This window comes from Bradyrhizobium sp. SZCCHNS3052 (genome assembly GCF_032484495.1).
In the GTDB taxonomy this organism is placed as follows: Bacteria; Pseudomonadota; Alphaproteobacteria; order Rhizobiales; family Xanthobacteraceae; genus Bradyrhizobium.
In genome coordinates, this window is sequence record NZ_JAUETB010000001.1 from 17,510 (window position 1) to 44,444 (window position 26,935).

The following is a 26,935-nucleotide window of genomic DNA, read 5'->3' on the forward strand; positions in this document are numbered from 1 at the left end:
CGATCTCGGCGCGACGGCGCCCACGGAACTGCCTTGTCGTGCCGGTCCACGTCCGCGGCTGACCGAAAGAGAGCGGAGCCATGCCCATGCGGCCCGACAGATTGGCGATCTATTCCGACGGTCTGCAGAGACTCGCGGCCGATGACCGGTTGCGGCGCCTCAGTCCACGGGCCGGTCTCGATTTCTCCTCCAACGACTATCTCGGTCTCGCACAGGCCCCGCGGATGAAGCGCGCGGTCGCCGCGGCCATGGAGGCCGGCACGCCGGTCGGCGCCGGCGGCTCGCGCCTGCTGCGGGGCAATTGCGAGGAGCACGAGCGGCTCGAGGCGGAGGCGGCACGCTTCTTCGGTGCCGAGAGTGCGCTGTTCTTCGGCTCCGGCTACATGGCGAACTTCGCCGTGCTGACCACGCTTCCGCAGCGCGACGACCTGCTGGTGCTCGATGCGCTGGTTCATGCCAGCACCCATGAAGGCGCGCGCGCCGGCCGTGCCGAGACGTGCCAGTTCATCCACAACAACGCCCAGTCGGCTGAGGACGCGATCCTGATCTGGCGCAGGGGCGGCGGGGTGGGCCGGCCCTGGATCGTCGTCGAAAGCCTCTACAGCATGGATGGCGATCTCGCGCCGCTGGCGGATTTGATCGCGATCGCCGAGCGCCACGATGCCTTTCTGCTGATCGACGAGGCCCATGCGACCGGGGTCCACGGCGCGCAGGGCCGCGGTCTGGCCGCAGCCTACGAGGGACGCGAGAGCGTCGTGACCGTTCACACCTGCGGCAAAGCGTTGGGCGCAGCCGGTGCGCTGGTCACCGCAAGCCGCGTGCTGCGCGACACGCTGATCAATCGCTGCCGGCCTTTCGTCTTCAGCACGGCGCCGTCGCCGCTGATGGCGGTGGCGGTGATGGAGGCGCTTGCGATCCTGCGGGAAGAGCCGGAGCGGCAGCGGAGGCTGGCGCAGCTCGTTGCCTTCGCCCATGGCGCGATCGCCGCGCGCTTCGGTGAAAGCTGGTCGCCGTCGCAGATCATTCCCTGCGTCGTCGGCGACAATGCGCGCGCGATGAACCTGGCTGCCGCGCTGCAGGCGCGGGGCTTCGACGTCCGCGGCATCCGCCCGCCGACGGTGCCGCCGGGCACGGCGCGGCTCAGGCTGTCGCTGACCTTGAACATCGACGAGGCGGCCATCGCGGCGCTGCTCGACGCGCTCGCCGACGAGATCGGAAGGCTGCGCCCATGACGCTGCGCATCGTGGTCACCGGGACCGACACCGGGATCGGCAAGACGGTGTTCGCCGCCGGCCTCACGGCGCTGCTCGGGGCCTGCTATTGGAAGCCGGTTCAGGCCGGCCTTGCCGAGGAGACGGACTCCTGCTGCGTCCAGCGGCTCGCCGAGCTCGGCGACGACCGCGTGCTGCCCGAAGCCTATCGGCTGGCCGAGCCGGCCTCGCCGCATCGCGCGGCACGCCTCGCAGGCATCAGCATCGATCCGCTCCGCCTCCGTCCTCCGCGGGCCGCCGGCCGGCCTGTCGTGATCGAGGGAGCCGGCGGCGTCATGGTGCCGCTCGATTCCGGAACGCTCTATCTCGATGTCTTCGCGCGATGGCAGCTGCCGGTCGTGCTCTGCGCGCGCACCAGTCTCGGCACGATCAATCACTCGCTGCTGTCGCTGGCGGCGCTGCGCAGTCGCGGCATCGACGTGTTCGGCATCGCCTTCATCGGCGACGGCCACGACGACAACGAAGATACGATCTGCCGGCTCGGCGAGGTGAGGCGCCTTGGCCGGTTGCCCTGGGTCACGCCGCTGACGGCGCGATCGCTGCAGCACGTGTTCGCCACCCAATTCCAGCGCACGGATTTCGAACCATGATGCGCAAGGCAACCTCGCCGATCTGGCATCCCTTCACGCAGCATGCGCTCCAGCCCGAGATGACGGCGGTCGCGCGCGGCGAGGGCGCCTATCTCTTCACCGCCGACGGCAGGCGGATCATCGACGCGATCGCGTCGTGGTGGGTGGTCACGCACGGCCATTGCCATCCGCATATCGTGCGCGCGATCCAGGACCAGGCCGAGCGGCTGGATCAGGTCATCTTCGCCGGTCATAGCCACGAGCCGGCCGAGCAGGTGGCCGCCGGGCTGCTCGCGCTGGTGCCGCCGAGCCTCACGCACGTGTTCTTCTCTGACAGCGGCGCCACCAGCGTGGAGGTCGCGCTGAAGATGGCGCTCGGCTACTTCAAGAACATCGGCGAGCCGCGCTCGCGCATCGTGGTGATGCAGCATTCCTATCACGGCGACACCATCGGCGCGATGTCGGTCGGCGCGCGCGGCGTGTTCAATGCGGCCTATGAGCCGCTGCTGTTCGACGTCGCCGTCGTCCCGTTTCCAGTGCAGGGCCGGGAACAGGCGACTCTGGATGCGCTCGCAACAATTTGCGAGAAGGACCGGCCGGCCGCCTTCATCGTCGAGCCCCTGGTGCTCGGCGCCGGCGGCATGCTGATGTATCCGGCCGAGGTGCTGCGCGAGATGCACAGGATCTGCAAGGCGTTCGGCGTGCTGTTCATCGCCGACGAGGTGATGACCGGCTGGGGCCGCACCGGCACGTTGTTCGCCTGCGAGCAGGCGGACATCGCCCCCGATATCGCCTGCTACGCCAAAGGACTGACTGGAGGCGCGATGCCGCTTGCGGTCACGCTGTGCAGTCCCGCTATCTACGAGGCGCACTATTCGACCGACCGCGCCTGCACGTTCTTTCACTCCAGTTCCTACACCGCCAATCCCATCGCCTGCGCGGCAGCGAGCGCCAATCTCGAGCTGTGGCGGCAGCCGCAGACGCGGGCCCGGGTCGCCGCCGTCGCGGCCGCGCAGGAGCGCTGCCTCGACCGCCTGCGTTACGACGAGCGATTTTCCGACCTGCGGCGCTGCGGTACCATCACCGCGCTCGATCTCCATGCCGACGAGCCGGGCTACCTCGCCGAGGTCGGCCCGAAGCTGCAGGCCTTCTTCCGCGACAGCGACGTCCTGCTGCGTCCGCTTGGCCACACCATCTACGTCATGCCGCCTTACTGCGTCACCGCCGGGGATGTCGAGACGGTCTATGCCGCCATCGACGAGGCCGTCGATCACGTGCTCTGAGGGGCTGTTCTGCGGCCCGCGATTTGCGCTCCGCGATCCCGCGCACTAGCATCGTGCCAACGTCGTTGCGGAGGAAACAGTCATGAGCGCGCCGGTCAGCGGAGATGGCACCAAGGATCCGAAGGAGGCCAGCGCGGCCGTGAGCGCAGCGCAGCAGGCCGTGCTGGAGGCGCTGCCGTTCGGCGACACCGCCGATTTCGATGATGCCGCCCGCGGCTTTCTCGGCACGATCGATCAGGCCAAGGTGACGACGGCGCAGGGGCGCACCGTCTGGAGCCTCGCGCCTTACCACTTCCTTGACGCGGAGCAGGCGCCGCCGACCGTCAATCCCAGCCTGTGGCGGCAGGCGAAGCTCAACATGCATCACGGCCTGTTCGAGGTCGTGCCCGGCGTCTACCAGGTGCGTGGGCTCGACATCGCCAACATGACGCTGATCGAGGGGGACACCGGCGTGATCGTGGTCGACACGCTGACCTCGATCGAGGGCGCGCAGGCCGCATTGGAGCTGTACTACCAGCACCGCGGCGTCAGGCCGGTCACGGCGGTGATGTTCACGCATACCCACACCGATCATTGGGGCGGCGCGCGCGGCGTGGTCGACGACGACGCGATGGCCAGCGGCCGCGTGCCGCTGATCGCGCCGAACCTGTTCATCGAGCATGCGGTCTCCGAGAACATCATCGCCGGCCCTGCGATGCTGCGCCGGGCGCAATATCAGTTCGGGCCGCTGCTCGCGAAGGGGCCGAAGGGCCATGTCGATTGTGGGCTCGGCAAGACCATGGCGGCGGGAGCCGTTGCGCTGCTGCGGCCGACCGACCTGATCATGGCGACCGGGGACACCCGGGTCATCGACGGTCTCACCTTCGAATTCCAGATGGCGCCGAACAGCGAGGCGCCGGCGGAGATGCATTTCTTCGTGCCGCGCTATCGCCTGTTGAACCTCGCCGAGAACTGCACGCACAACTTCCACAACCTGCTGCCGTTTCGCGGCGCCGACGTGCGCGATGCGCTGGCGTGGTCGAAATATCTCGGCGAGGCGCTGCAACTGTGGGGCGGCAAGGCGGAGGTGATGTGCGGCCAGCATCATTGGCCGATATGGGGCGCGAGCCGTGTCGACGGCATGATCCGCGAACAGCGCGATCTCTACAAATTTGCCCACGACCAGACCGTGCGGCTGATGAATCATGGCCTGACCGCAAGTGAGATCGCCGAGCAGATCAGGCTGCCCCGGAGCCTCGAAGGGGCATGGCATGCGCGCGGCTATTACGGCCACATCCGCCACAACGTAAAGGCGATCTACCAGAAATATCTCGGCTGGTATGATGCCAATCCGGTCAATCTCGATCCGCTGCCGCCGGTCGAGGCCGGCCGGAAATACGTCTCCTATATGGGCGGGACAGAGGCGCTGCTGGCGCGGGCGCGCGCGGACTTTGCCAACGGCGAATTCCGCTTCGTCGCGCAGGTCGTGGGTCATCTCGTCTTCGCCGAGCCGGACAATGCCGAGGCGCGCGCGCTGCTGGCCGACACGCTGGAGCAGCTCGGCTATGCCGCCGAGAGTGCGACCTGGCGCAATGCCTATCTGTTCGGCGCGCAGGAGCTGCGCCAGGGTATGCCGGAGGTTCCGGCTCGGCCCGGCCTGCCGCGCGAGACGCTGGCGGCGCTGCGCACCGAGCAGCTATGGGACGTGCTCGGGGTCAGGCTGAACGGGCCCAAGGCGGAGGGCAAGCATATCGTGCTGAACTGGACGTTCACCGACACCGGCGAGCGCTTCGTGCTCACCTTGCAGAATTGTGCGCTGACCTATGCGGTCGGCGTGCAGGCGTCGACCGCCGATGCGGGGTTCACGCTGGCGCGTTCGACGCTCGATGCGGTCATTGCCAAGGCCACGAGCTTTCCGGAAGCGGTCGCCGCCGGGAAGATCAGCTTCGCGGGCAATCCGATGCGGCTGGCCGAGCTGATGTCGCTGATGGACGAGTTCCCGCGTATGTTCGAGATCGTCGAGCCGAAGCGGGCTGCCGTCACCTGAGATGAGGCGGAGGCCGGGCTCGCCGAACTTGCCCGGCCTCCTCATGCTATTCGGCGCTGCTGACCAGCCGGATGCGCGGCGCAGCGATGTCGATCAGGCTGCGATAGGCCGCGAGATAGTCGAGCGCCATCCGGCGCGCGGTGAAGCGTCGCTCGAACTGCGCGCGCACGCGGGCGCGGCTCAGCTCGGGCAGGCGACTGACGGCCGCTACCGCGCTGAGCTCGTCCTCGACGATGAAGCCGGTCACACCGTCGTCGATCACTTCGGGAACCGAGCCGCGGTTGTAGGCGATCACGGGCGTGCCGCAGGCCATCGATTCGATCATCACCAGGCCGAACGGCTCCGGCCAATCGATCGGCAACAGCAGGCCGAGCGCGCCGGACAGGAACTCCGGCTTCTCGTGATCGCTGATCTCGCCGATGAACTCGACGAGCGGATTGCCGTGGATCAAGGGACGGATCGTCTGCTCATAATAGTCTTGGTCGGCGCGATCGATCTTGGCCGCGATCTTCAGCGGAATCCCGCAGCGCATGGCGATCTTGATGGCACGGTCGACACCCTTTTCCGGGGCGATGCGTCCGAGGACGGCGAGATAGCTCGGCGTCACCGGCTTGGGAATCAGGAGCGTTGCGGGCAGTCCATGCAGCACGGTGCGCACCCAGTTCGCATTCGGCACCGGCCGGCGCTGCGAGTCCGAGATCGAGACGACGGGAACATCCTTGAAGACCGAGAACACCGGCTGGTGCTCCGGAAGATCGAGCCTGCCGTGCAAGGTGGTCAGGAACGGTGTGGGTTGCCGGTGGAACAGGGAGAACGGGTAGTAGTCGAGGTGGAAGTGCAGAATGTCGAACTGTTCGTCGTCGCATTGCTGCCGCACGTTTTCGAGCATCACCATGTGCAGCGCGTTCGGATCCCTCACCGAGCCGTCGAGGCGCAGTGCTTTCGGCCATGTCGGAGAGAGCTTCGCCGAGGTCTGCGAATCGCCGCTGGCGAACAGGGTGACGTCGTGTCCGAGGGCAACGAGCTCTTCGGTCAACCAATGGACGACCCGCTCAGTGCCGCCGTAGAGCTTCGGAGGCACGGCCTCCGTCAATGGAGCTATTTGCGCAATGCGCATCTCATCGTCTCCTGTTCGTGACCGATCATGGATGAATCCCCAATGGCACCGGCACTGCCACAGCGGGAACGTTGTCGCATGTGCGAAGTTCCATTCACGCGATCACTCTTTCTTCGACACAACGTGTTCCGTGCCGTCTCATTGATGCCATCCCCGCTCTCCAACGCTGCTGCCGCGGCATCGTCGGAGGGCAGGTTTGCGCCGCGAAGGCGCACGGAACCCGAGAAACCGTTCGTCGTTCATCTGGCCGCATCAGGTGTCGCCACGACCTCGCTCATCAACGGGAAGACCATGGATCAGCTTTCTGGCTACGCGCACCGACCCTTTCCCTTCGTGATGCGCTATCTGCGCAAGCGCCCCACCGCCCACCTCGTGATTCTGATGGCCGTCATCGGTGCGGTTGCCTGTTCGGTAGGCACGCAATATGGCGTGAAATCGCTCGTCGACAGCCTCTCGGCAGGGCCTGCGGGCGGCGGCAACGTCTGGGCCGCGTTCGTGCTGCTGATGGCGCTGATCGCGACCGACAACATTCTTTGGCGTGTCGCCAGCTGGATCGCGAGCTTCACCTTCGTCCGTGTCACCGGAGATCTCCGGCGCGACATCTTCCGTCATCTCACCGGGCATTCGCCGAGCTATTTCGGCGACCGTCTGCCCGGCATGCTGTCGAGCCGCATCACGGCGACGTCGAACGCCGTGTTCACCGTGGAGAACATGTTCGTCTGGAACGTCTTGCCGCCATGCCTCGCCACGGTCGCGGCGATCTGCCTGATCGGAACCGTGAGCGGCCCGATGGCCATCGGCCTGCTGCTGATCGCGGCGATGATGGTGGCGGCGATGTTCCGTCTGGCGGCCGCCGGCAAGCCGCTGCATGACGATTTCGCCGACAAGGCGGCCATGGTCGACGGCGAGATGGTCGACGTGATCTCGAACATGCCGCTGGTGCGCGCGTTCTGCGGCCTGCGCCACGAGCACGACCGGTTCGACGCGACGGTCGACAGGGAGTTGGAGGCACGCGGGCGCAGTCTCCGCTACCTCGAGAAGCTGCGCATTCTGCACGCGACGGTGACGATCGTGCTGACGATCGCGCTCATGGCGTGGGCGATCTCGCTGTGGCAGCGGGGCGGGGCGACGACCGGCGACGTCGTGCTGGTCTGCACGCTCGGCCTCTGCATTCTCAACGCGACGCGGGATCTGGCGGTGGCGCTGGTCGATGTCACCCAGCACGTGGCGCGCATGAGCGAGGCGATCGCGACCCTGCTGCAGCCGCACGAGCTGCGCGATGACCCGCAGGCCGAGCCGCTGGTCAAGAGCGGTGCGGCCATCGCCTTCGACAACATCACCTTCCACTATCCTGGCGGTCACAAGCTGTTCGAGAATTTCACGCTGCGCCTGCAGCCGGGCCAGCGCGTGGGCCTGGTTGGACAGTCCGGCGGCGGCAAGTCGAGCCTGTTCACGCTGCTGCAACGGTTCTATGATCCGCAAGCCGGGCATATCACGATCGACGGCCAGGACATCGCCAAGGTCACCCAGCAGAGCCTGCGCGAGGCGATCTCGGTGGTTCCGCAGGACATCTCGCTGTTTCATCGCTCCATTCTGGAGAACATTCGCTACGGACGTCCGAGTGCGACCGACGACGAGGTGTTGCGGGCGGCGATCGCGGCGCGCTGCGACTTCGTCGAGACGCTGCCGGAGGGATTGCAGACAATGGTCGGGGATCGCGGCGTCAAGCTTTCGGGCGGGCAGCGCCAGCGCATCGCGATCGCGCGCGCCTTCCTCAAGGATGCGCCGATCCTTCTGCTCGACGAGGCCACCGCCGCGCTCGACAGCGAGTCCGAGGAGGCCATACGTGAGGCGTTGAGTCGTCTGATGCGCGGCCGCACCGTCATTGCGATCGCGCATCGCCTTGCGACCTTGCGGAATTTTGACCGCGTGGTGGTGCTGAAATCGGGCAGGATCATCGAGGACGGAGCGCCTGACCGGCTGATGCAGGACGAGGGCCCGTATCGTGAGCTCGTCACCCAGGAGATGAACCGGCTCGCCAAGTTCGCCGCCTGATCGTAGCGTCGGGTCGCGTCGAGAACGTGCACTCTCGGTTGTCTGGGCACTTCAACATCGCATGAGGCCAACATGTCCGCCGAAGTCGCAAGCACACTGTCGTTGATCACCCAGACGGACGAGCCTGTCGAGCAGCCGTTCTATATTCCCATGACGGGGCCGGCGTCCCGGCCGCGGCGCTCGCTCAAGCACGACGATACGTTCATCGTCCTCGACGGCCATGGCGACATCGGCGCCTCGGCCGGCGGACCGGACGGTCTCTTCAACGCCGATACGCGCTATCTCGCGCGGCTCGAATTGACGCTGGACGACGTTCAGCCCCTGCTGCTCGGCTCGAGCCTGCGCGACGACAACTCCGCGCTGACCGTCGATCTCACCAATCCCGACATCTACAGCCAGGGCCGCCTGGTGCTGCCGAAGGATATGCTGCACATCGTGCGCACGATCTTTCTCTGGCATGGCACGGCCTATCAGCGCATCGGGCTGCAGAACCATGGCGATCGCCATGCCAGCTTCGATCTCAAGCTGACATTCGACAATGATTTTGCCGACCTTTTCGAGGTGCGAGGCACCGTGCGGCCGCGGCGCGGCATCGGCTCGAGCCGGCTGGTGGACCCGTCCGAGGTGGTCCTGCACTATCGCGGCCTGGACAATGTCCTGCGCACCACCGACGTGAGCTTCGATCCGCGTCCGACGCATCTCACCGTCAATGTCGCAACCTATCATTTCGACCTTGCCCCGCAGGAATCGGCCTCGCTGTTCGTGGCCGTGATGTGCAACGCCAAGGCCGGCGAGCGGCCCCGGCCCTTTTTCCGCAGCCTGCTCGCCCATCGCCGAGAGATGCGCCGATGCACCGTTGGCGCCGCCAGCATCGAGACCTCCAACGACATCCTCAACGAGGTGCTGTGCCAGGCAGCGGCCGATCTGAACATCCTGATGACGGATACGCCGGAGGGGCGTTATCCCTATGCCGGCATTCCCTGGTATTCGACCACATTCGGTCGCGACGGGCTGATCACCGCGATGCAGATGCTGTGGGTCGATCCGCGCATTGCCCGCGGCGTCCTGCGCCGGCTCGCCGTGCATCAGGCGCGCACGACCGATCCGCTGTCCGATGCCGAGCCCGGCAAGATCCTGCACGAGATGCGCGGCGGCGAGATGGCGGCGCTGCGTGAGGTGCCGTTCGGCTGCTATTATGGCAGCGTCGATTCCACGCCGCTGTTCGTGCTGCTCGCCGGGCTTTATATCGAGCGCACCGGCGACATCGACACCCTGAGGGAGTTATGGCCGGCGATCGAGCTGGCGTTGCGCTGGATCGACGGCCCCGGCGATCCCGATCGCGATGGCTTCGTGGAATATCAGCGCGCCTCCGAGCAGGGTCTCGCCAACCAGGGCTGGAAGGACTCCTACGACGCGGTGTTCCATGCCGATGGACGTCTCGCGGAAGGTTACATCGCGCTTGCGGAGGTGCAGGGCTATGTGTTTGCCGGCAAGCAGCTGGCGGCGCGTTGCGCCCGTCGGCTCGGAAAGGCCGAGATGGCGGACCGGCTCCAGGCCGAGGCCGCTGATCTCGCGGAACGGTTCGAGGACGCCTTCTGGTGCGAGGATCTGAACACCTATGCGCTCGCGCTCGACGGCCACAAGCAGCCCTGCCGCGTCCGGACGTCCAACGCCGGGCAGCTGCTGTTCAGCGGCATGGTGCGCGAGGATCGCGCCCGCAAGCTTGCCGCCGAACTGCTGCGGCCGCATTTCTTCTCGGGCTGGGGCATCCGCACCGTGGCCTGCGGCGAAGCGCGCTACAATCCGATGTCCTATCACGACGGATCGATCTGGCCGCACGACAATGCGCTGATTGCGCTCGGCCTGTCGCGCTATGGCCTCAAGCATGCGGTCGAGCAGGTGTTCGGCGGCCTGTTCGAAGCGGCGTCCTACATGGATCTGCGCCGGCTGCCGGAGCTGTTCTGCGGCTTCCGGCGCGAGAAGCATCGCGGCCCGACGCTCTATCCGGTGGCCTGCGCGCCGCAGGCCTGGGCCAGCGCGACGCCGTTCACCTTGCTCGAGGCGGCGCTCGGGCTCGAGTTCGACGCCGCGCGCGGCGAGATCCGTCTGCGCAATCCGCGGCTGCCCGCCTTCCTGGACTGGGTGGTGCTGCGCGATCTCAGGCTCGGCAGCTCCACGATCGACCTGCGCATTCGCCGCCATGGCGAGGACATCTCCATGGAGGTGCTGCGGCGGCGCGGTCAGATCCAGGTCTCGCTGGTGCTGGCGCAATGATGGCGTTGAAACCCGCTCTCCACCGAGCTGCTTGCGGCTGTCTCGTCACGCTGCCGTTGCTCATCGGTCCGTATGTCGGCGACGGGCATGCGCAGCAGCCGTCGCCGGCACCGCCTGCCAAGGATGCCGCGGCGCCCGCGAAGGAGCCGGCACCGCCGCCCTCGGTCACCATCCTCGGCGCGCGCGATGCGCATGGCGTGCTCGGTCGCGACGTGCGCAGCTCGACCGGCGAGGACATGGGCCACATCGTCGACGTCATCGTCGATTCCACCGGCACGGTGCGAGCCGCGGTGATCGATTTCGGCGGCTTCCTCGGTGTCGGCAGCCGCAAGATCGTGGTCGACTGGACCGCGCTCGACTTCAAGCACATCGCCGAGAAGAGCGACCAGGTCACGCTCGACCTCACCAAGGAGCAGGTGAAGGCCGCGCCCGAATACAAGGAGGACAAGGCCGTCGTCGTGCTCGGCGCGTCCGGCAAGCTGTCACCCTGGGATTTCGATCATTGAGTTGATGTGTGCGATTGCCGGTCCGGCCTGCGCGTGCAGCGGAACACGGTGGGGATGTTCTGTCCCGTCAGCCTCACGAGTTGAGATGAGTTGAGATGTGAGAGCCATGCCGATTGCACGGCCGTCGAGATCGCCTGACCGGGAGCCCGAGCCTGACCGCGCGGCAGAGGCGGGCGCGCGTCCGGATGCCGGGCAGGATCATGGCCAGTCGACTGCGAGACCGGCGCCGTCGCGGCAGAGCCTGCGCGGGCTGGACTGGTTCATCTTCTTCCTGGCCGACGTGCAGACCGGCTTCGGTCCCTTCATCGCGGTCTATCTGACGACGCAGAAATGGACGCAGGCCCAGATCGGCCTGGTGCTGTCGATCGGCGGCATCGTCGGGCTGATCGGGCAGATGCCGGGCGGCGCGATCATCGATGCGGCCAGATCCGAGCGCCGCGTCGCCGGTCTTGCCATCGCGACCATCGGCTGCTGCGCGCTGGCCTATGCCGCTTGGCCGATCTTTCCCGTGGTCGCGGGTGCCGCGACGTTGCATGCGGCGGCGAGCTGCGTGCTGGGCCCTGCGATCGCGGCGATCAGCCTCGGCCTGGTCGGGCCGCGCGGCATGGCGGAGCGGCTCGGCCGCAATGCGCGGTTCGCGTCGCTCGGCAATGGCGTGGCTGCGGCCGTGATGGGCACCTGCGGCTATCTGCTGTCCAGCCGCGCCGTGTTCCTGGTCACCTTCATTCTCGCCTTTCCGACGCTGATCGCGTTGTCGCGCATCCGCGAGCGCGAGATCGACGTCGCGCGGGCGCACGGCCGGGCCCATCACGAGGACAAGGAGGTCGCGCGGCTGTCGAATCTGCTCGGCCTGCTGCGCCAGCGCGCGCTGCTCGTGTTCGCGCTCGGCGTGTTCCTGCTGCAGCTCGCCAATGCGGCGATGCTGCCGCTGATGGCCGGCGTGGTGACGACGAAATCGAGCGAATGGGCGCCGATGCTGATCGCGTTCTGCATCGTGGTGCCGCAGGCGATCGTGGCGCTGACCTCGCCCTCGGTCGGCGCGGTCGCGCAGCAATGGGGCCGCAGGCCGCTGCTGATGCTGGGGTTTGCCGCGCTCGCGATGCGCGGCGCGCTGTTCGCGGTCGTGCACGATCCCTACGTGCTGGTGGCGGTGCAGATCTTCGACGGCGTCACGGCGGCCGTGTTCGCCGTCATGATTCCGCTGACGGTGGCCGACGTCGCCTTCGGCAGCGGGCATTTCAATCTGGCGCAGGGAATCGTCGGGACGGCGTCCGGGATCGGCGGATCGCTGTCCACCGTCGTCGCCGGCTTCGCCAGCGACCGTTACGGCAGCGCCACCGCCTTCATGGGTCTGTCAGGCGTGGCGCTGACGGGTCTTCTCTTGATCGCGCTGCTGATGCCGGAGACCGGGCAGCGCGAGCGCAGGGCGTGAACGGGCAGGGCGCTCAGGCGTCCATGCTGCGCAGGCGCTGACGGTTGCGCAGCACGATCTGGCGGGCACCGGAGAAGCCGAGAACGCCCTGGCTGTGCAACTGCGACAGCGCGCGCGACACGGTCTCCAGGGTCAGGCCGAGATAGTCGCCGATATCGCGGCGGCACATCGGCAGCGCCATCATGCCGGCGACGGCGAGGCGGCGGTCCATCTCGAGCAGGAAGGTCGCGACGCGCTCCATCGCGGTCTTGCGGCCCAGCAGCAGCATGTGGTCCTCGGCATGGCGGAGATCGCCGGCCGTCATGGTCCAGAGCTTGCGGGCGACCGCGACGTCGACGCCTGCTGCCTGTTCGAGGCTGCGGCGCTTCACCAGGCGCACGGTGGTATCGATGATGGCCTCGGCGGCGAGACGGTGCATGGAGCCGAATTCGAGGCCGAAAACGTCACCGGGAAGATGGAAGGCGCCGATCTGGCGGCGGCCGTCGGAGAGCAGCTTGTAGCTGCGAACGGCGCCGGAAATCACCTGGTAGACGTATTCGGCCGGCTCGTCCTCGCCATAGATCTCCTCGTCCTTCTTGTAGGAGAACTCGCTGGCGATGAGCCCGGCATGGCCGGTGATCTCGGCAAAGGGATTGGCGGCAGGAGAGACGACAGCAGAGGGGACGGCGTGGGGGGCGTTGGTGTTGACGACCGAATTGGTAATCGACTGATTGAGCATGACCATCTCCTTGCGGCGGATGGCGATGTGGTACACGGCGGCTCCCGTTAAGGACATTTCGGCCGTTATCTTAAGGGGGGTTCCTTACGTAGATATACGTAGCCGGCCCGCTCAGGAGACCCGCTGGGCGGTACCGGAATGATCGTTGGCGATCGCCTTGCGGATCCGCTTCACCAGATTGTCGTCGAGCAACGGCTTGAGCAGGAAATCCTGGATCCCGACGGCCGCCGCGCGCGCCGCAAGCCGGTCATCGTAGTGCCCCGTGATCAGCACCACCGGCGCGGTCGCCCCCTGCTTGCGCAACCGTTCGGCGAGCTCGACGCCGTTGATCTCCGGCATCTTGTAGTCGACCACGAAGCAGTCGACGGGCGCGTGGTCCGAGGCCTTGAGCAGTGCGGTGCCGCTGCGAAACGTGCGCACGTCGAAGCCATCGGCCTCCAGCAGGAAGCGCAGCGAGCCGAGGACGTCAGCATCGTCGTCGGCTACGTAGACCGTAGGTTTTGTGTGAGCCGACATCGCACGTGCCGCGAGAATGTGATGTTGAACCGAGGCGCAAGATAACACTCGATTCTGTCAAGGTAGCTTGATCTAGCTCAATCCTTCAGCGCACCTGCGCGCATCGCCAGACGCACCAGCTCGGAGAGGCTGTTCGCTCCCATCTTGGTCATCACGTTGGCCCTGTAGACCTCGATGGTGCGCGGACTGATGTCGTATTCGCGCGCGATCAGCTTGTTGGAGAGACCGGCCATCAGTCCATCCATCACCTGGCGCTCACGGGGGCTCAGGCTGGCGACGCGCGCCAGGATGTCCTGCGTGACCGATTCGTTCTTCGCGGCCGGCTCGGCCTGCTGGATTGCCGTTTCGATCATGGCGACCAGTCGCTCGTCCTCGAACGGCTTCTCCAGAAAATCGACCGCGCCGAGCTTCATCGCCTCGACCGCGAGCGGCACGTCGCCATGGCCGGTCATCACCAGGATCGGAAAGCTGCTGCCGGCGGCCTTCATGCGCTTGAGCAGCTCGATGCCGTCGATGCCGGGCATCCGCACGTCCGAGACGACGCAGCCGAAAGGGAGCATCGGCAGTCGGCCGAGAAAGATCTCCGCGTTCTCGAACAGCGTGACGTCAAAGCCTGATGAATCGAGCAGGAAGTTGAGCGAATCCCGCATCGCCTCGTCGTCGTCGATCACATAGACCTTGGCCCGTTCAGCCATCGTGCTCAACCTTGGTTGGGGCTGCCGGCAGGGTGAAGCGGAACGTCGCGCCTCCCGCTTCGTTGTTCTCGGCCCACATGCGCCCGCCATGGGCCTCGATGATGGACCGGCTGATCGAGAGGCCGACTCCCATTCCGGTGTCCTTGGTGGTGAAGAAGGTCTTGAAGAGATTGGGCATGACGTCGTCGTGGAATCCCGTTCCGGTGTCGGATACCGAGACCTCGATCAAGTCGTCGCTGAGTCTGCAATTTGTCGCACTGAGCTCGCGGCGTTCGGAATGAGCCATCGCCTCGAGTCCATTGCGGAACAGATTGACCAGGACCTGCTGGATCTGGACCCGGTCGGCGAGCACGAGATCGGCCTCCGGATTGAGTTGAAAGCGCAACTGGACGTTCTGCTCGCGGGCGCCGGAAAGGCCGAGGGCGCCGGCTTCCTCGATCAGCTTCGACAGGCTCTCGACCCGCTTCTCCGATTCGCCGCGCGAGACGAAATCGCGCAGACGGCGGATGATCTGGCCGGCGCGAATCGCCTGCTCGGCGGCGCGGTCCATCGCGCTCTCGATCTTGGGCGTGTTCGGATCACTGCTGCCGGCCAGCAGCCGACGCGAGCCTTTCATGTAATTGCTGATCGCGGCGAGCGGCTGGTTCAGCTCATGCGCCAGCGCCGAGGCCATCTCGCCCATGGCGCTGAGGCGCGACACGTGGACCAGTTCCGACTGCAGTTCCCGCAGCCGTGCCTGGGTCTGCTGATGCTCGGTGAGATCATGGGCGAAGCCGGTGAAATAGGGCTTGCCGCCGGACTGCATCTCGCCGATCGACAGATGCATCGGGAATGTCGTGCCGTCGCGGCGGCGGCCGGTCACGATGCGGCCGATGCCGATGATACGGCGCTCGCGACTGGCATGGTAGCGGGTGAGGTAGCCGGCATGGCGCGAGCGGTCCGGCTCGGGCATCAATTCGCTGACGTCAAGGCCGACCGCTTCTGCCTCGGTGAGGCCGAACATCCGCTCCGCCGCGGAGCTGAAGAACTGGATCGTGCCGCTGCCGTCGATCACGATCATCGCGTCCGGCACGGTGTCCAGGATCGAGCGGAAATGCTGCTCGCGCAGCCGCAGCGTCTCCTCCAGCCGCTTCTCCTGGTCGATGTCGAGGGCGATGCCGCGCAGATGATGCGGCGCGCCGGCCTCGTCGGGGACCACGCCGGCAAGCACGCGAATCCAGTGGCCGCCGCCGGACACCTTGAACGACATGTCGAACCCGGTGCTCCGATGGCGCGAATCCTCGATCGCCGCCTCGACCGGCGCGCGATCCTCGGGCGCGAGCAGCGCCAGGAAGGACCCGTAGGTCACCGGCTGATCGGCCGCCACGCCGAACAGCTTCCGCGTCGTCACCGACCAGTAGAACTCGCCCGAGGCCAGATCGAGATCCCACGCGCCGAAGCCCAGCCTCCGAGCGTCCTCGGGAGCGTCGTCGAGCCTGGCGGATGCATCCGGGAAGGGGTGGGTGAAGTCGCGCAATTCGAGGCCTTTGATCGATTCGCCGTTGTCCGATTCGCCGTTGCCGCCGCGGCCGGGAGGCCGACCACCGCGGTATCCTATACCAGATTGCGCCCCTGCAACCCGGCCCGACTTAAACTTTGGTTCGACAATTCAAGGCTTTCTCCGATCCTGGGCCGGGTTCCAACGGTGTCCTGCCGCCCGTGCTTCACCGCCGCACCTTGATCTATCTCATCACGGCAGGTGATTTCACCTCTAAGAGCTGCATGGAAGCAATGTTTGGAGAGGCGGGATGACGTTCGCGACTGTCATGGTGAGCCTTGCGCTCAGTCAGCCGAATGAGGCCCGCCTTCAGGTCGCGGCCGACTTGGCGGCGCGCTTTGACGCAGGTGTCATCGGCGTGGCGGCCGCGGAATTCGCGCCGCCGCTGTATTTCACGACCGGCGAGCAGGCGCAGGATCTGATCGAGCAGGGTGAGGCCGCGCTGCGGAATCGACTGGCCGAGCTCGAGCAGCAGTTCCGCACCGCAGTGGGTGACCGGGCTGCGTCGTTGAGCTGGCGCAGCGCCGTGGATTTCCCCGCGCGCTACGTGCTGGCGCAGGCCCGTGCCGCCGACATTCTCGTCACCGGCGGCGTGCCGCCCGGGGTGTCCGATGCGTTCGCGGTCGCCAATCCCAAGGATCTCGTCATGCAGGCCGGGCGCCCGCTGCTCGTGGTGCCGGACAACGTCAGCAGCCTCGATCTCGGGACCGTGCTGGTGGCCTGGAAGGAGACGCCGGAGGCGCGCCGCGCTTTGACCGATGCCCTGCCGCTGCTCGCCAAGGCGAGCGGCGTCGTGGTCGCCGAGATCCCGGAAACCGCCTCGGAATATGACGCCTGCGCGGCGCATCTTGCGGACGTCGTCGCATGGCTCGGCCGTCACAAGATCGTCGCATCGGCGCGCGTCGCGGAACCGGGGCAGGGGCGCAACGTTGCGGCTACGCTCGACGCCGTCGCCGCCGATGTTTCGGCCGGTCTCGTCGTGGCGGGCGCCTATGGCCATTCCCGATTCCGCGAGCTCGTGCTCGGCGGGGTCACCGAGCATCTGATGACGCGCAGCGAGCGTTGCGTTCTGCTGTCGCACTGAAATTCGACCCGCTCCATTCGAGAACAGGATTGCCGCCTTGTACAGATTTCTCGAGGAAACCGCCGGCAACTACATGACGCGGAACGTCACGACCGTGACCCGGGAGACGACGATCCGCGAGCTCGGCGAGATGTTCGACCGCGACGATTTCAACACCTACCCCGTCGTCGAGAACGACGAGGTGATCGGCATCGTCACCAAGTTCGACGTGCTGAAATGCTTTGCCTTCACGCCGAATCAGATGCTGCCGCGCTACAGCGACCTGATGAACCGGACGGTCGCCGACGTGATGACGTCCGAGTTCATCTACGTCAGGCCGGATACGAAGCTGACGCGCGTGCTGCAACTGATGGTCGAGCATCGCATCCGCAGCCTTCCCGTGACCGATGCCGACAACCGCGTGGTCGGGATCGTGGCGCGCGAGGACATCGTGCGAGCGCTGGCGGCTGCCGCCAAGGATTGAGCGCGGCGCGCTGAGTCCGAAGCCTGCTACGAACGTCTAATGACGGCCGGCATGCATCGCTGCATGCCGGCCGTCGCCGTGTCTGCGAGCGAAACCGCGTCGGACCGCGTCGTCGTGCAACACTCCGCCTGTTTACCGGCGAACTGGTCGCAAAGTTGATTTCGATCAATTCCACGTGTGAACGATTGTGGTTGCTGGGCTCGTGTTCTTTCAGCGAGATTCCGCATGAGCGCGTCCTCATCCACAAAATCCATGACCATCGGCGAAAGTGGCTTGTCGCTCACTTTTGCCGTCACCGCCTTCCTGTGCGTCTTCGCTGCGGCGAAGGCACTGGATACGGCCTTCGCGTTCCACGCCTCGCTCGCGGCTGCCGCCAGCGCGGCGTCCGTCTTCTTCATCCTCAACCGCTACTTCGAGCGCCGCGAGCTGCCTCCGCAGGAGATCAATGGTCGGCCGAACTACAATCTCGGTCCGATCAAGTTCGCCTCGTTCATGTCGATGTTCTGGGGCATCGCCGGCTTCACGGTCGGACTCATCATCGCCTCGCAACTGGCTTGGCCCGCGCTGAACTTTGACCTGCCGTGGACCAGCTTCGGCCGCCTGCGGCCGCTGCATACCTCGGCGGTGATCTTCGCCTTCGGCGGCAACGTGCTGCTGGCGACGTCGTTCTACGTCGTGCAGCGAACCTGCCGCGTGCGTCTCGCCGGTGATCTCGCGCCCTGGTTCGTGGTGATCGGCTACAACTTCTTCATCCTGATCGCGGGCACGGGCTATCTGCTCGGTGTCACCGAGGGCAAGGAGTATGCCGAGCCCGAATGGTACTCGGATCTTTGGCTGACGATCGTCTGGGTGGTCTACCTGCTGGTCTTCCTGACGACGATCATCAAGCGCAAGGAGCCGCACATCTTCGTGGCGAACTGGTTCTATCTTGCCTTCATCGTCACGATCGCGGTTCTGCACCTCGGCAACAATCCGGCGCTTCCGGTGTCGCTGTTCGGCTCCAAGTCCTACATCGCCTGGGGTGGCGTGCAGGATGCGATGTTCCAGTGGTGGTACGGCCACAACGCGGTCGGCTTCTTCCTGACCGCCGGCTTCCTGGCCATCATGTACTACTTCATCCCGAAGCGGGCTGAGCGTCCGATCTACTCGTATCGGCTGTCGATCATCCACTTCTGGGCGCTGATCTTCCTCTACATCTGGGCCGGCCCGCACCATCTGCACTATACGGCGCTGCCGGACTGGACGCAGACCCTGGGCATGACCTTCTCGATCATGCTGTGGATGCCCTCCTGGGGCGGCATGATCAACGGCCTGATGACCCTGTCGGGAGCGTGGGACAAGCTGCGGACGGACCCCGTGCTGCGCATGCTGGTCGTCTCGGTCGCCTTCTACGGCATGTCGACCTTCGAAGGTCCGATGATGTCGATCAAGGTGGTCAACTCGCTCAGCCACTACACCGACTGGACCATCGGTCACGTGCACTCCGGTGCGCTCGGCTGGGTCGGCTTCGTCTCCTTCGGCGCGCTGTACTGCCTGGTGCCGTGGATCTGGAACCGCAAGGGTCTCTATAGCCTCAAGCTCGTGAACTGGCACTTCTGGACGGCCACGCTGGGCATCGTGCTCTACATCTCCGCGATGTGGGTCTCGGGCATCCTGCAGGGTCTGATGTGGCGGTCCTACACGGCGCTCGGCTTCCTCGAATACTCGTTCATCGAGACCGTCGAGGCGATGCACCCCTTCTACATCATCCGTGCCGCCGGTGGCGCGCTGTTCCTGATCGGCTCACTCATCATGGCCTACAATCTCTGGATGACGGTCCGTGTCGGTGAGGAAGAAGTTCAGTCGCCCGTCGCCCTTCAGCCGGCGGAGTGAGGTATCAACCATGTCTTTCTGGCAACGACACCAAGTCTTCGAGAAGAACTCGATCATCCTGGTCATCGGCATCCTGCTGGTGATCGCGATCGGCGGCCTCGTCGAGATCACTCCGCTCTTCTACCTGAAGAGCACGATCGAGGCGGTCGACGGCGTGCGTCCCTATACGCCGCTCGAGCTGGCCGGCCGCAACATCTACGTCCGCGAGGGCTGCTATCTCTGCCATTCGCAGATGGTTCGTCCGCTGCGCGACGAAGTGGAACGCTACGGCCACTTCTCGCTCGCCGCGGAGAGCATGTACGACCATCCGTTCCAGTGGGGCTCCAAGCGTACGGGTCCTGACCTTGCCCGCGTCGGCAACAAGTACTCCGACGACTGGCATGTCACCCACCTGACCAACCCGCGCGCCATCGTCCCGCAATCGATCATGCCTGGCTATCCCTTCCTGAAGGAGGCCGAGCTGAACGCCGACAACGTCGCCGATCACCTGAAGACGCTGCGGGCGGTGGGTGTGCCCTACACCGACGACCAGATCGCCAACGCCGCCGCCGACCTCAAGGCGCAGGTCGATCCGGATGGTGCCGGTGCCGAGGCGCTCACCAAACGCTATCCGAAGGCGGTGGTGCGCAACTTCGACGGCAAGGCGGGTGCGCCGACCGAGATGGATGCGCTGGTAGCGTACCTGCAAATGCTCGGCACCTTGGTCGACTTCAAGATCTACAACGAAAAAGCCAATCTGCGCTGAGATCAGAGGCGAACATCATGAAGCCCATCATTGCAGTCGAAAACATCGCGTCGTCACTCGTGACGACGCTGTGGACCCCGATCTTCGTCGCGATCTTCATCGCGATCGTGACCTATGCCCTCTGGCCTCGCAACAAGGCCGCTTTCGACGAGGCGGCGAGCATGCCGTTGCGGGAGGATTAATTCATCATGGCTGACCATACCGAAGTCGACAGTGTCTCCGGCACCCCCACCACCGGCCACGCCTGGGACGGCATCAAGGAGCTCAACACCCCGCTGCCGCGGTGGTGGGTGATCACCTTCTACATCACCATCGTCTGGGCGATCGGCTACTGGATCGTGTATCCGGCCTGGCCGACCATCTCCAGCAACACTCAGGGCCTGTTCGGCTACTCGTCCCGTGCGGACGTGGGGGTCGAGCTTGCCAATCTCGAGAAGATCCGCGGCGCCAAGATGGCGGCGCTCGCGACCGCCTCGCTCGCCGACATCGAGAAGGATCCGGCGATGCTGGCCCTGGCGCGTGCCAAGGGCAAGACCGTGTTCGGCGACAATTGCGCCGCCTGCCACGGGACCGGCGCGGCCGGCGCCAAGGGCTTCCCGAACCTGAACGACGACGACTGGCTGTGGGGCGGCTCGCTGGAGCAGATCCAGCAGACCCTGCTGTACGGCGTGCGCTCGGGTCACCCGAAGACGCGCGAGGGCCAGATGCTCGCCTTCGGCAAGGACGGTGTCCTGAAGCCGGCGGAGATCGTCACGGTCGCCAACTACGTCCGCGAGCTGGCGGGCCTGCCGACCCGGCCGGGTTATGACGCCAAGGCCGGCGCCAAGGTCTTCGCCGAGAACTGCGTGGCCTGCCATGGCGACAACGCCAAGGGCAATCCGGAGCTCGGCGCGCCGAACCTCACGGACAAGATCTGGCTGTACGGCTCCGACGAGGCGACCTTGATCGAGACCATCACCAATGGTCGCGCCGGTGTCATGCCGGCCTGGGAGGGCCGTCTCGACCCGACCACGATCAAGGCGATGGCGGTCTATGTCCACTCGCTCGGTGGCGGAAAGTAACGGAAATCCAACGGAACTTTCCCTTCGATTGAGCTGGATCAACTGAGCGGCCGGAGGTGGACATACCTTCGGCCGCAACTGCGAGAAGACCCCCAGCCATGATCCGCCAGCCATGAACCAGACGGTAAGACCGGACGACCTGAAGCCTCAGGACCTGCAGCCCGTGGACGATTACGGTCCGCTCTATGCTGCGCACAAGAAGGTCTATCCGCAGAGCGTCTCGGGCACTTTCCGCCGGATCAAATGGGGCCTGATGGGCTTCTGCCTCGGCGTCTATTATTTCCTGCCGTTCGTGCGCTGGAATCGCGGCCTCGGCGCGCCCGACCAGGCGGTGCTGATCGACTTCTCGAACCACCGCTTCTATTTCTTCTTCATCGAGCTGTGGCCGCAGGAGGTGTACTACTTCACCGGCCTCCTGATCATCGCCGCCATCGGCCTGTTCCTGATGAACGCGATCGGCGGCCGTATCTGGTGCGGCTATCTGTGCCCTCAGACGGTGTGGACCGACCTGTTCTATGCCGTCGAGCGCCTGATCGAGGGTGACCGGCGGGAGCGCATGAAGAAGGATGCCTCCGGCGACCCGATGAAGCTGGAGCGGATTTCGGAGCTCGTGCTCAAGCATTCGATCTGGCTGATGATCGCGTGGTGGACCGGCGGCGCCTGGGTGCTGTATTTCAGCGATGCGCCGACGCTCGTGAAGGATCTCATCACCTTCCAGGGGCCGATGCTCGCCTATGTCTGGATCGCGATCCTGACCGCGACGACCTACACGCTCGCCGGCTTCATGCGCGAGCAGGTCTGCGTTTATATGTGCCCGTGGCCGCGCATCCAGGCGGCGCTGACCGACGAATGGGCGCTCAACGTCACCTACCGCTATGACCGCGGCGAGAGCCGCATGTCGGTCAAGAAGGCCGCCGAATTGCGCGCGCTCGGCCAGCCGGCCGGCGACTGCATCGATTGCAAGCAATGCGTGGCGGTGTGCCCGACCGGCATCGACATCCGCGACGGCGCCCAGATGGATTGCATCCAGTGCGGCCTCTGCATCGACGCCTGCGATACCGTCATGACCAAGATCGGCCGCCCGACGCGGCTGATCGGCTATGACAACGACATCAACATCCATCGTCGACAGGAAGGCAAGCCGCCGATCTACAAGCTCGTGCGCCCGCGGACCATCGTCTATGCCGCGATCATCGCCGTGGTCGGCGGCGCCATGGTCTACAAGCTCGCGACCCGGTCGCTGCTCGAGGTTAACGTGCTGCACGATCGCAATCCGATCGCGATCAAGCTGTCCGACGGCTCGATCCGCAATGCCTATACGGTGCGCGTCCTCAACAAGCACGGCTTCGATCGCGTCATCGCCATCGACATCGAGGGGCCTGCCAATTCGACCGTCCACGTCGTCGGTGCGGATTCGGTGACGCCGGACCGGCCGATGATCGTGATCGGGCGCGACCAGACCGAGGAGCTGCGCCTCCTGGTGACTGCTCCCGAGGAGAACAATCCCGCGAAGTCCATCCCAGTGAAGTTCCATGTGACGGATATCGGTCTCGGCGTCGTCGCCTCCGCCACCGACAATTTCGTCAGCCCGTAGAGCTAAGGAGCCTGTCAATGGCCAGCCGTTCCAATCCTTCTTTCCAGCTGACCGGAGGCATGGTGCTCGCGATGCTCCTCGCCTTCTTCGGGACCGTGATCGGCGTCAACGTCTACATGATGAAGATGGCGATCTCGACCCTGCCGGGCACCGAGGTCGACAGCGCCTACAGCGCCAGCCTCGGCTACGAGAAGGAGATCGCGGCGGCGCGCGCCCAGGAGGCGCGGCGGTGGCAGGTCGAGGCGCATATCGAGCGTGGCGCCGGCGGCGCCGCCATCCTGCAGGTCAACGCGCGCGACGCGAGCGGCAATCCCGTCTCGGGCCTGACCTTCCAGGGCCGGCTCGAGCGTCCCGCCGACAAGCGCGCCGATCAGGACGTCGCCCTCGCCGAGGTCGGCATCGGCATCTATCGCGGCACGGCGGAGGCGATCGCGCCGGGCCAGTGGGACCTCGTGCTCGAAGGTGATTCCAGCGGCCGCCGCCTGTTCATGTCGAAGAACCGCGTGCTGCTGAACTGAAGGGACTTCCGATCATGCATGTGACGCGTGACTTCTCCCATTACGTCAAGGATCTCGGCGCCGGCCTGAAGCACATCGACCTCGCGGTCGAGGGTGTCAGCTGCGCCGGCTGCATGGCCAAGATCGAGCGCGGCCTCTCGGCACTGCCCGACGTGACGCTCGCGCGGGTCAACCTGACCGACCGCCGCGTCGCGCTGGAATGGAAGCAGGGCACGCTCGATCCGGCCAAGTTCATCGACCGCCTCGCCGAGCTCGGCTACAAGGCCTATCCGTTCGAGAAGGCAAGCGCCGAGGCCACCGAGGCCGAGGAATCGCGCTTCCTGCTGCGCTGTCTCGGCGTCGCCGCGTTCGCGACCATGAACGTGATGATGCTGTCGATCCCGGTGTGGTCCGGCAATGTCAGCGACATGCTGCCGGAGCAGCGCGACTTCTTCCACTGGCTGTCGGCCGTCATCGCATTGCCGGCCGCGGCCTATGCCGGCCAGCCGTTCTTCCGTTCGGCATGGCGCGCGCTCAAGAGCGGCAACGTCAACATGGACGTGCCGATCTGCATCGGCGTGATCCTGGCGCTGGGCATGTCGGTCGTCGAGACCTTCCACCACGCCGAGCACGCCTATTTCGACGCCGCGATCATGCTGCTGACCTTCCTGTTGGTCGGCCGCTATCTCGACCAGAACATGCGGCGGCGGACCCGCGCCGTCGCCGGCAATCTCGCCGCGCTGAAGGCGGAGACCGCGACCAAGTTCATTGGCCCCGACGAGATTTCGGAGGTACCGGTCGCCGCCGTTCGCGCCGGCGATCTCGTGCTGCTGCGACCCGGCGAGCGCTGCGCCGTCGATGGCGTCGTGGTCGAGGGCCGCTCCGAGATCGACCAGAGCCTGATCACCGGCGAGACGCTGTACGTGCCGGCCGAGCAGGGTACCGCGGTCTATGCGGGTTCGCTCAACATTTCCGGCACGCTGCGCGTCCGGGTGTCGGCCGCGGCCGAGGGCACCTTGCTCGCCGAGATCACGCGCCTGCTCGACAACGCGCTGCAGGCCCGCTCGCGCTACATGCGCCTCGCCGACCGCGCCTCGCGGCTCTATGCGCCGGTCGTGCACGCGACAGCGGCGCTCACCGTGCTCGGCTGGGTGCTGATGGGCGCGAGCTGGCATGACGCCATCGTCACCGGCATTGCCGTGCTGATCATCACCTGTCCCTGCGCCCTCGGGCTCGCGATTCCCACCGTGCAGACCGTGGCGTCGGGCGCGATGTTCAAGTCCGGCGTGCTGCTCAATGCGGGCGATGCGATCGAGCGCCTCGCCGAGGCAGATCACGTCATCTTCGACAAGACCGGCACCTTGACGCTGCCGGAGCTCGAGGTCGTCAACGCCGCCGACATCCCTGCAGATGTGTTCGCGCTGGCCGGCCAGCTCGCGCTGTCGAGCCATCATCCGGTGGCCGCGGCGGTGGCACAGGCCGCCAATGCGCGGTCGCCGCTGATGGGCGCGGTCGAGGAGCCGGGCCAGGGTGTCCGCGCCGTCGTCGACGGCGTCGAGATCAGGCTGGGACGTCCAACCTTCTGCGGCGCCGAGGCGCGGGTTGCGCAGACCGGCAGCGTCGATCCCGAGGCCTCGGTGGTGGCCTTCAGCCGCGGCGACAGCAAGTACCTGTTCTCGGTGCGGCAGGGCTTGCGCCCCGACGCCGCCAAGATCGTCGCCGGCCTGCAGCGGCGCGGCATCAAGGTCGAGATCCTCTCGGGCGATCGCGAGGCGGCGGTGGCCGCGGCCGCCAAGGCGCTCGGCATCGGCGAGTGGCGCGCCGGCGTCACGCCGGCCGACAAGATCGCGCGCATCGAGGAGCTGAAGCGCGCGGGCGTCAAGGTCATGATGGTCGGCGACGGCATGAACGACGCGCCGTCGCTCGCCGCCGCGCACGTCTCGATGTCGCCGATCTCGGCCGCGCATCTGAGCCAAGCCGCCGCGGATCTCGTCTTCCTCGGTCGTCCCCTGGCGCCGGTGCTGGCCGCGATCGACTACGCGCGCAAGGCGCTGCATCTGATGCGGCAGAATCTGTGGCTCGCAGTCGGCTATAACGCCCTGGCGGTGCCGCTGGCGATCAGCGGCGTCGTCACCCCGCTGATCGCGGCAGCCGCGATGTCCGGCTCGTCGATCATCGTCATGCTGAATGCGCTGCGTGCCCGCAAGGTGGCCGGGGAGGCCGCGTCATGGAAGTGATGATCATTCTCGTCCCGCTCGCTCTGGCGCTCGGCCTTGCCGGCCTGGTCGGCTTTCTCTGGTCGCTGAAGAGCGGCCAGTATGAGGATCTCGAAGGGGCGGCCTGGCGCGCCATCGCCGACGACGATGAGCAGGCCCCGCCGGCTCAGCCCGAGGCCGCGCCGAGCCGGTCCTGAACGCCTGGCAGCGTCATCCGACGCGCCAGGTATCCCGCGACCGCGAGCGCGGCGGCGATGCCTGCCACGCAAGCCGTCCAGCCGAACCGGTCGAACAACTGGCCGAGCACGGCCGTTCCGATGATGCCGCCGGCGAAATAGCTGGCGAGGTGAAGACCGCTTGCAACGCCCTGATCGTGGGCGGCGGTCTTTCCGACGAAACCTGTGGTCACGGCCTGGGCGAAGAACGTGCCCGCTCCGACCAGCACCATGCCGGCGAGCACCGCCCCGAGCTGTGACGACAGCATCAGGACGAGGCCGAGGCCTGCGGTTGCGAGTGCGCCCCAGATCGCGCCCTGTGTGCCAATCCTTGCGACCGTCCGGCCGGCGAGCAGCGTGGTGACGATCGAGGGCAGGAAGACGAAATACACCAGTCCGACCTCCATCATGCCGAGCGACAGCGGCGGTCGCACCAGCACGAAGTTCACGAAGGTGAAGGCGCCGATGAAGGCGAACAGGACGCAGAAGCCGACGCCGAAGGCCGCGCGCAGCCGGCGGTCGCGCAGGTGATCGGCGATGGCCCCGCCGCGCAGCCGCATCGTTCCCTGCGCACGCATGGCCGCGCCTCCGACCGCGAATGCGGCGAGAAGGGCGCCGCAGACATTGAGCGCGGCGAAGACGTAGAAGGTCGGCTTGAGGCCCAGGGCACCGGTGAGACCGGCCGAGAGCAGGCGCCCGACCAGATTGCTGGCGACGTTGCCGGTGATATAGGCCGCGAAGGCGCCGCCGGCCTCGCTGGCGGTGCACTGCTCGCCGAGATAGGCAAGGGTGAGGGCGAACGCCGAGGCCATGCACAGGCCCTGCAGGATGCGCAAGCCTGCGAACACCGTCAGGTCGGGCGCGCTGCCGAGCAAGGCGGTGAAGCCGGCGAGCAGGGCAAGGCTGGCGACGATGCCGATCCGGCGATCGATCAGCGGGCTGAGCAGGCCGATGACCAGGCTCGCGATCGCCATTCCCAGCGTGCAGGCGTTGACGGCAAGCCCCATCTCGGCCGCGCTGACCTGATAGTAGCGCGCGAGGACCGGCAGCATCGCCTGCGCCGCGAACAGATCGACGAGGCTGAAAAAGGCGAGCAGGCCGACCAGGACCGCGCGCCGCGCCGCCCTTCGTGCATTCACATCGGCGGCTCCAATCGGCAACCGTGCGGACAGATCCGTCATGGCAATCT

At 66.2% G+C, this 26,935-nt stretch carries 24 protein-coding genes; 18 read left to right on the forward strand and 6 right to left on the reverse strand.

Going from position 1 to position 26,935, the window contains the following annotated elements:
* Positions 1 to 86: 86 nt before the first annotated feature.
* The 4 genes from QX073_RS00105 to QX073_RS00120 all read left to right on the forward strand — a co-directional run bounded on the left by QX073_RS00105 (position 87) and on the right by QX073_RS00120 (position 5,149).
* Positions 87 to 1,232, forward strand: a complete 1,146-nt coding sequence (locus tag QX073_RS00105) for an 8-amino-7-oxononanoate synthase (RefSeq protein ID WP_316225573.1) — start codon at positions 87 to 89, stop codon at positions 1,230 to 1,232.
* Positions 1,229 to 1,861 (forward strand): dethiobiotin synthase, encoded by a 633-nt coding sequence (gene bioD / locus QX073_RS00110; protein WP_315754214.1) that lies wholly within the window; start codon positions 1,229 to 1,231, stop codon positions 1,859 to 1,861. The genes QX073_RS00105 and bioD overlap by 4 nt, the downstream gene beginning before the upstream one ends.
* Positions 1,858 to 3,123 carry an adenosylmethionine--8-amino-7-oxononanoate transaminase gene (locus QX073_RS00115; protein ID WP_315754212.1) on the forward strand — a complete coding sequence of 422 codons (1,266 nt, stop codon included), beginning with the start codon at positions 1,858 to 1,860 and terminating at the stop codon, positions 3,121 to 3,123. Before bioD ends, QX073_RS00115 begins: the two co-directional genes overlap by 4 nt.
* Before the next feature lie 82 nt (positions 3,124 to 3,205).
* Positions 3,206 to 5,149 carry an alkyl/aryl-sulfatase gene (locus QX073_RS00120; RefSeq protein WP_316225090.1) on the forward strand — a complete coding sequence of 648 codons (1,944 nt, stop codon included), beginning with the start codon at positions 3,206 to 3,208 and terminating at the stop codon, positions 5,147 to 5,149.
* A 46-nt stretch (positions 5,150 to 5,195) separates the two neighbouring features.
* Here the strand turns inward: QX073_RS00120 and QX073_RS00125 are convergent, their stop codons facing one another.
* Positions 5,196 to 6,266, reverse strand: a complete 1,071-nt coding sequence (locus QX073_RS00125) for a glycosyltransferase family 4 protein (protein WP_315754208.1) — start codon at positions 6,264 to 6,266, stop codon at positions 5,196 to 5,198.
* Positions 6,267 to 6,557: 291 nt separating this feature from the next.
* Here QX073_RS00125 and QX073_RS00130 point away from each other — a divergent pair, with 291 nt between their 5' ends.
* From QX073_RS00130 to QX073_RS00145, 4 genes are all read left to right on the forward strand, one after another.
* A complete protein-coding gene (locus QX073_RS00130; RefSeq protein ID WP_315754206.1) occupies positions 6,558 to 8,321 on the forward strand; it encodes an ABC transporter ATP-binding protein in 1,764 nt (587 codons plus the stop codon).
* A gap of 72 nt (positions 8,322 to 8,393) precedes the next feature.
* The gene (locus QX073_RS00135; protein ID WP_315754204.1) at positions 8,394 to 10,595 is read left to right on the forward strand and encodes an amylo-alpha-1,6-glucosidase; all 2,202 of its coding nucleotides are present in this window, start codon (positions 8,394 to 8,396) and stop codon (positions 10,593 to 10,595) included.
* Entirely contained in the window at positions 10,592 to 11,101 is a 510-nt protein-coding gene (locus tag QX073_RS00140) for a PRC-barrel domain-containing protein (RefSeq protein ID WP_315715695.1), read from the forward strand. Before QX073_RS00135 ends, QX073_RS00140 begins: the two co-directional genes overlap by 4 nt.
* Before the next feature lie 106 nt (positions 11,102 to 11,207).
* Positions 11,208 to 12,533, forward strand: coding sequence for an MFS transporter (locus tag QX073_RS00145; RefSeq protein ID WP_315715696.1), 1,326 nt, complete (start codon positions 11,208 to 11,210; stop codon positions 12,531 to 12,533).
* Between the two features lie 13 nt (positions 12,534 to 12,546).
* Here QX073_RS00145 and QX073_RS00150 read toward each other — a convergent pair whose 3' ends face one another.
* The 4 genes from QX073_RS00150 to fixL form a co-directional block, all read right to left on the reverse strand.
* On the reverse strand, positions 12,547 to 13,251 hold the full coding sequence (locus QX073_RS00150; RefSeq protein WP_316186886.1) for a helix-turn-helix domain-containing protein: 705 nt from the start codon (positions 13,249 to 13,251) through the stop codon (positions 12,547 to 12,549).
* A 111-nt stretch (positions 13,252 to 13,362) separates the two neighbouring features.
* Positions 13,363 to 13,767: a response regulator gene (locus QX073_RS00155; RefSeq protein ID WP_315715697.1), complete on the reverse strand. Its 405-nt coding sequence runs from the start codon at positions 13,765 to 13,767 to the stop codon at positions 13,363 to 13,365.
* Between the two features lie 77 nt (positions 13,768 to 13,844).
* Positions 13,845 to 14,462, reverse strand: a complete 618-nt coding sequence (fixJ, locus tag QX073_RS00160) for a response regulator FixJ (protein WP_316186865.1) — start codon at positions 14,460 to 14,462, stop codon at positions 13,845 to 13,847.
* Complete coding sequence (gene fixL, locus QX073_RS00165; protein WP_409977926.1) at positions 14,455 to 15,978, reverse strand: sensor protein FixL; 1,524 nt, start codon at positions 15,976 to 15,978, stop codon at positions 14,455 to 14,457. Before fixL ends, fixJ begins: the two co-directional genes overlap by 8 nt.
* Before the next feature lie 271 nt (positions 15,979 to 16,249).
* Here fixL and QX073_RS00170 point away from each other — a divergent pair, with 271 nt between their 5' ends.
* The 10 genes from QX073_RS00170 (at position 16,250) to ccoS (ending at position 25,728) form a co-directional block, all read left to right on the forward strand.
* The gene (locus QX073_RS00170) at positions 16,250 to 17,083 is read left to right on the forward strand and encodes a universal stress protein (RefSeq protein WP_315754197.1); all 834 of its coding nucleotides are present in this window, start codon (positions 16,250 to 16,252) and stop codon (positions 17,081 to 17,083) included.
* Between the two features lie 37 nt (positions 17,084 to 17,120).
* Positions 17,121 to 17,546 carry an HPP family protein gene (locus QX073_RS00175; protein WP_315715700.1) on the forward strand — a complete coding sequence of 142 codons (426 nt, stop codon included), beginning with the start codon at positions 17,121 to 17,123 and terminating at the stop codon, positions 17,544 to 17,546.
* Positions 17,547 to 17,771: 225 nt separating this feature from the next.
* Positions 17,772 to 19,418, forward strand: coding sequence for a cytochrome-c oxidase, cbb3-type subunit I (gene ccoN / locus QX073_RS00180; RefSeq protein ID WP_315715701.1), 1,647 nt, complete (start codon positions 17,772 to 17,774; stop codon positions 19,416 to 19,418).
* Positions 19,419 to 19,428: 10 nt separating this feature from the next.
* A complete protein-coding gene (ccoO, locus tag QX073_RS00185) occupies positions 19,429 to 20,163 on the forward strand; it encodes a cytochrome-c oxidase, cbb3-type subunit II (RefSeq protein ID WP_316170621.1) in 735 nt (244 codons plus the stop codon).
* 17 nt (positions 20,164 to 20,180) lie between these two features.
* Positions 20,181 to 20,345, forward strand: a complete 165-nt coding sequence (locus QX073_RS00190; RefSeq protein ID WP_315715702.1) for a cbb3-type cytochrome c oxidase subunit 3 — start codon at positions 20,181 to 20,183, stop codon at positions 20,343 to 20,345.
* A 6-nt stretch (positions 20,346 to 20,351) separates the two neighbouring features.
* Positions 20,352 to 21,224 (forward strand): cytochrome-c oxidase, cbb3-type subunit III, encoded by an 873-nt coding sequence (gene ccoP / locus QX073_RS00195; protein ID WP_316164330.1) that lies wholly within the window; start codon positions 20,352 to 20,354, stop codon positions 21,222 to 21,224.
* Between the two features lie 112 nt (positions 21,225 to 21,336).
* Positions 21,337 to 22,818: a cytochrome c oxidase accessory protein CcoG gene (gene ccoG, locus QX073_RS00200; RefSeq protein ID WP_316164331.1), complete on the forward strand. Its 1,482-nt coding sequence runs from the start codon at positions 21,337 to 21,339 to the stop codon at positions 22,816 to 22,818.
* 17 nt (positions 22,819 to 22,835) lie between these two features.
* On the forward strand, positions 22,836 to 23,336 hold the full coding sequence (locus QX073_RS00205) for a FixH family protein (protein ID WP_315826421.1): 501 nt from the start codon (positions 22,836 to 22,838) through the stop codon (positions 23,334 to 23,336).
* Between the two features lie 14 nt (positions 23,337 to 23,350).
* Positions 23,351 to 25,552: a cation-translocating P-type ATPase gene (locus QX073_RS00210; protein WP_316225091.1), complete on the forward strand. Its 2,202-nt coding sequence runs from the start codon at positions 23,351 to 23,353 to the stop codon at positions 25,550 to 25,552.
* Positions 25,543 to 25,728 (forward strand): cbb3-type cytochrome oxidase assembly protein CcoS, encoded by a 186-nt coding sequence (ccoS, locus tag QX073_RS00215; protein ID WP_315715707.1) that lies wholly within the window; start codon positions 25,543 to 25,545, stop codon positions 25,726 to 25,728. The genes QX073_RS00210 and ccoS overlap by 10 nt, the downstream gene beginning before the upstream one ends.
* On the opposite strand, the gene QX073_RS00220 is transcribed toward ccoS, so the two are convergent.
* Positions 25,698 to 26,927, reverse strand: a complete 1,230-nt coding sequence (locus tag QX073_RS00220) for an MFS transporter (RefSeq protein WP_316225092.1) — start codon at positions 26,925 to 26,927, stop codon at positions 25,698 to 25,700. The genes ccoS and QX073_RS00220 overlap by 31 nt on opposite strands.
* Positions 26,928 to 26,935: the final 8 nt, after the last annotated feature.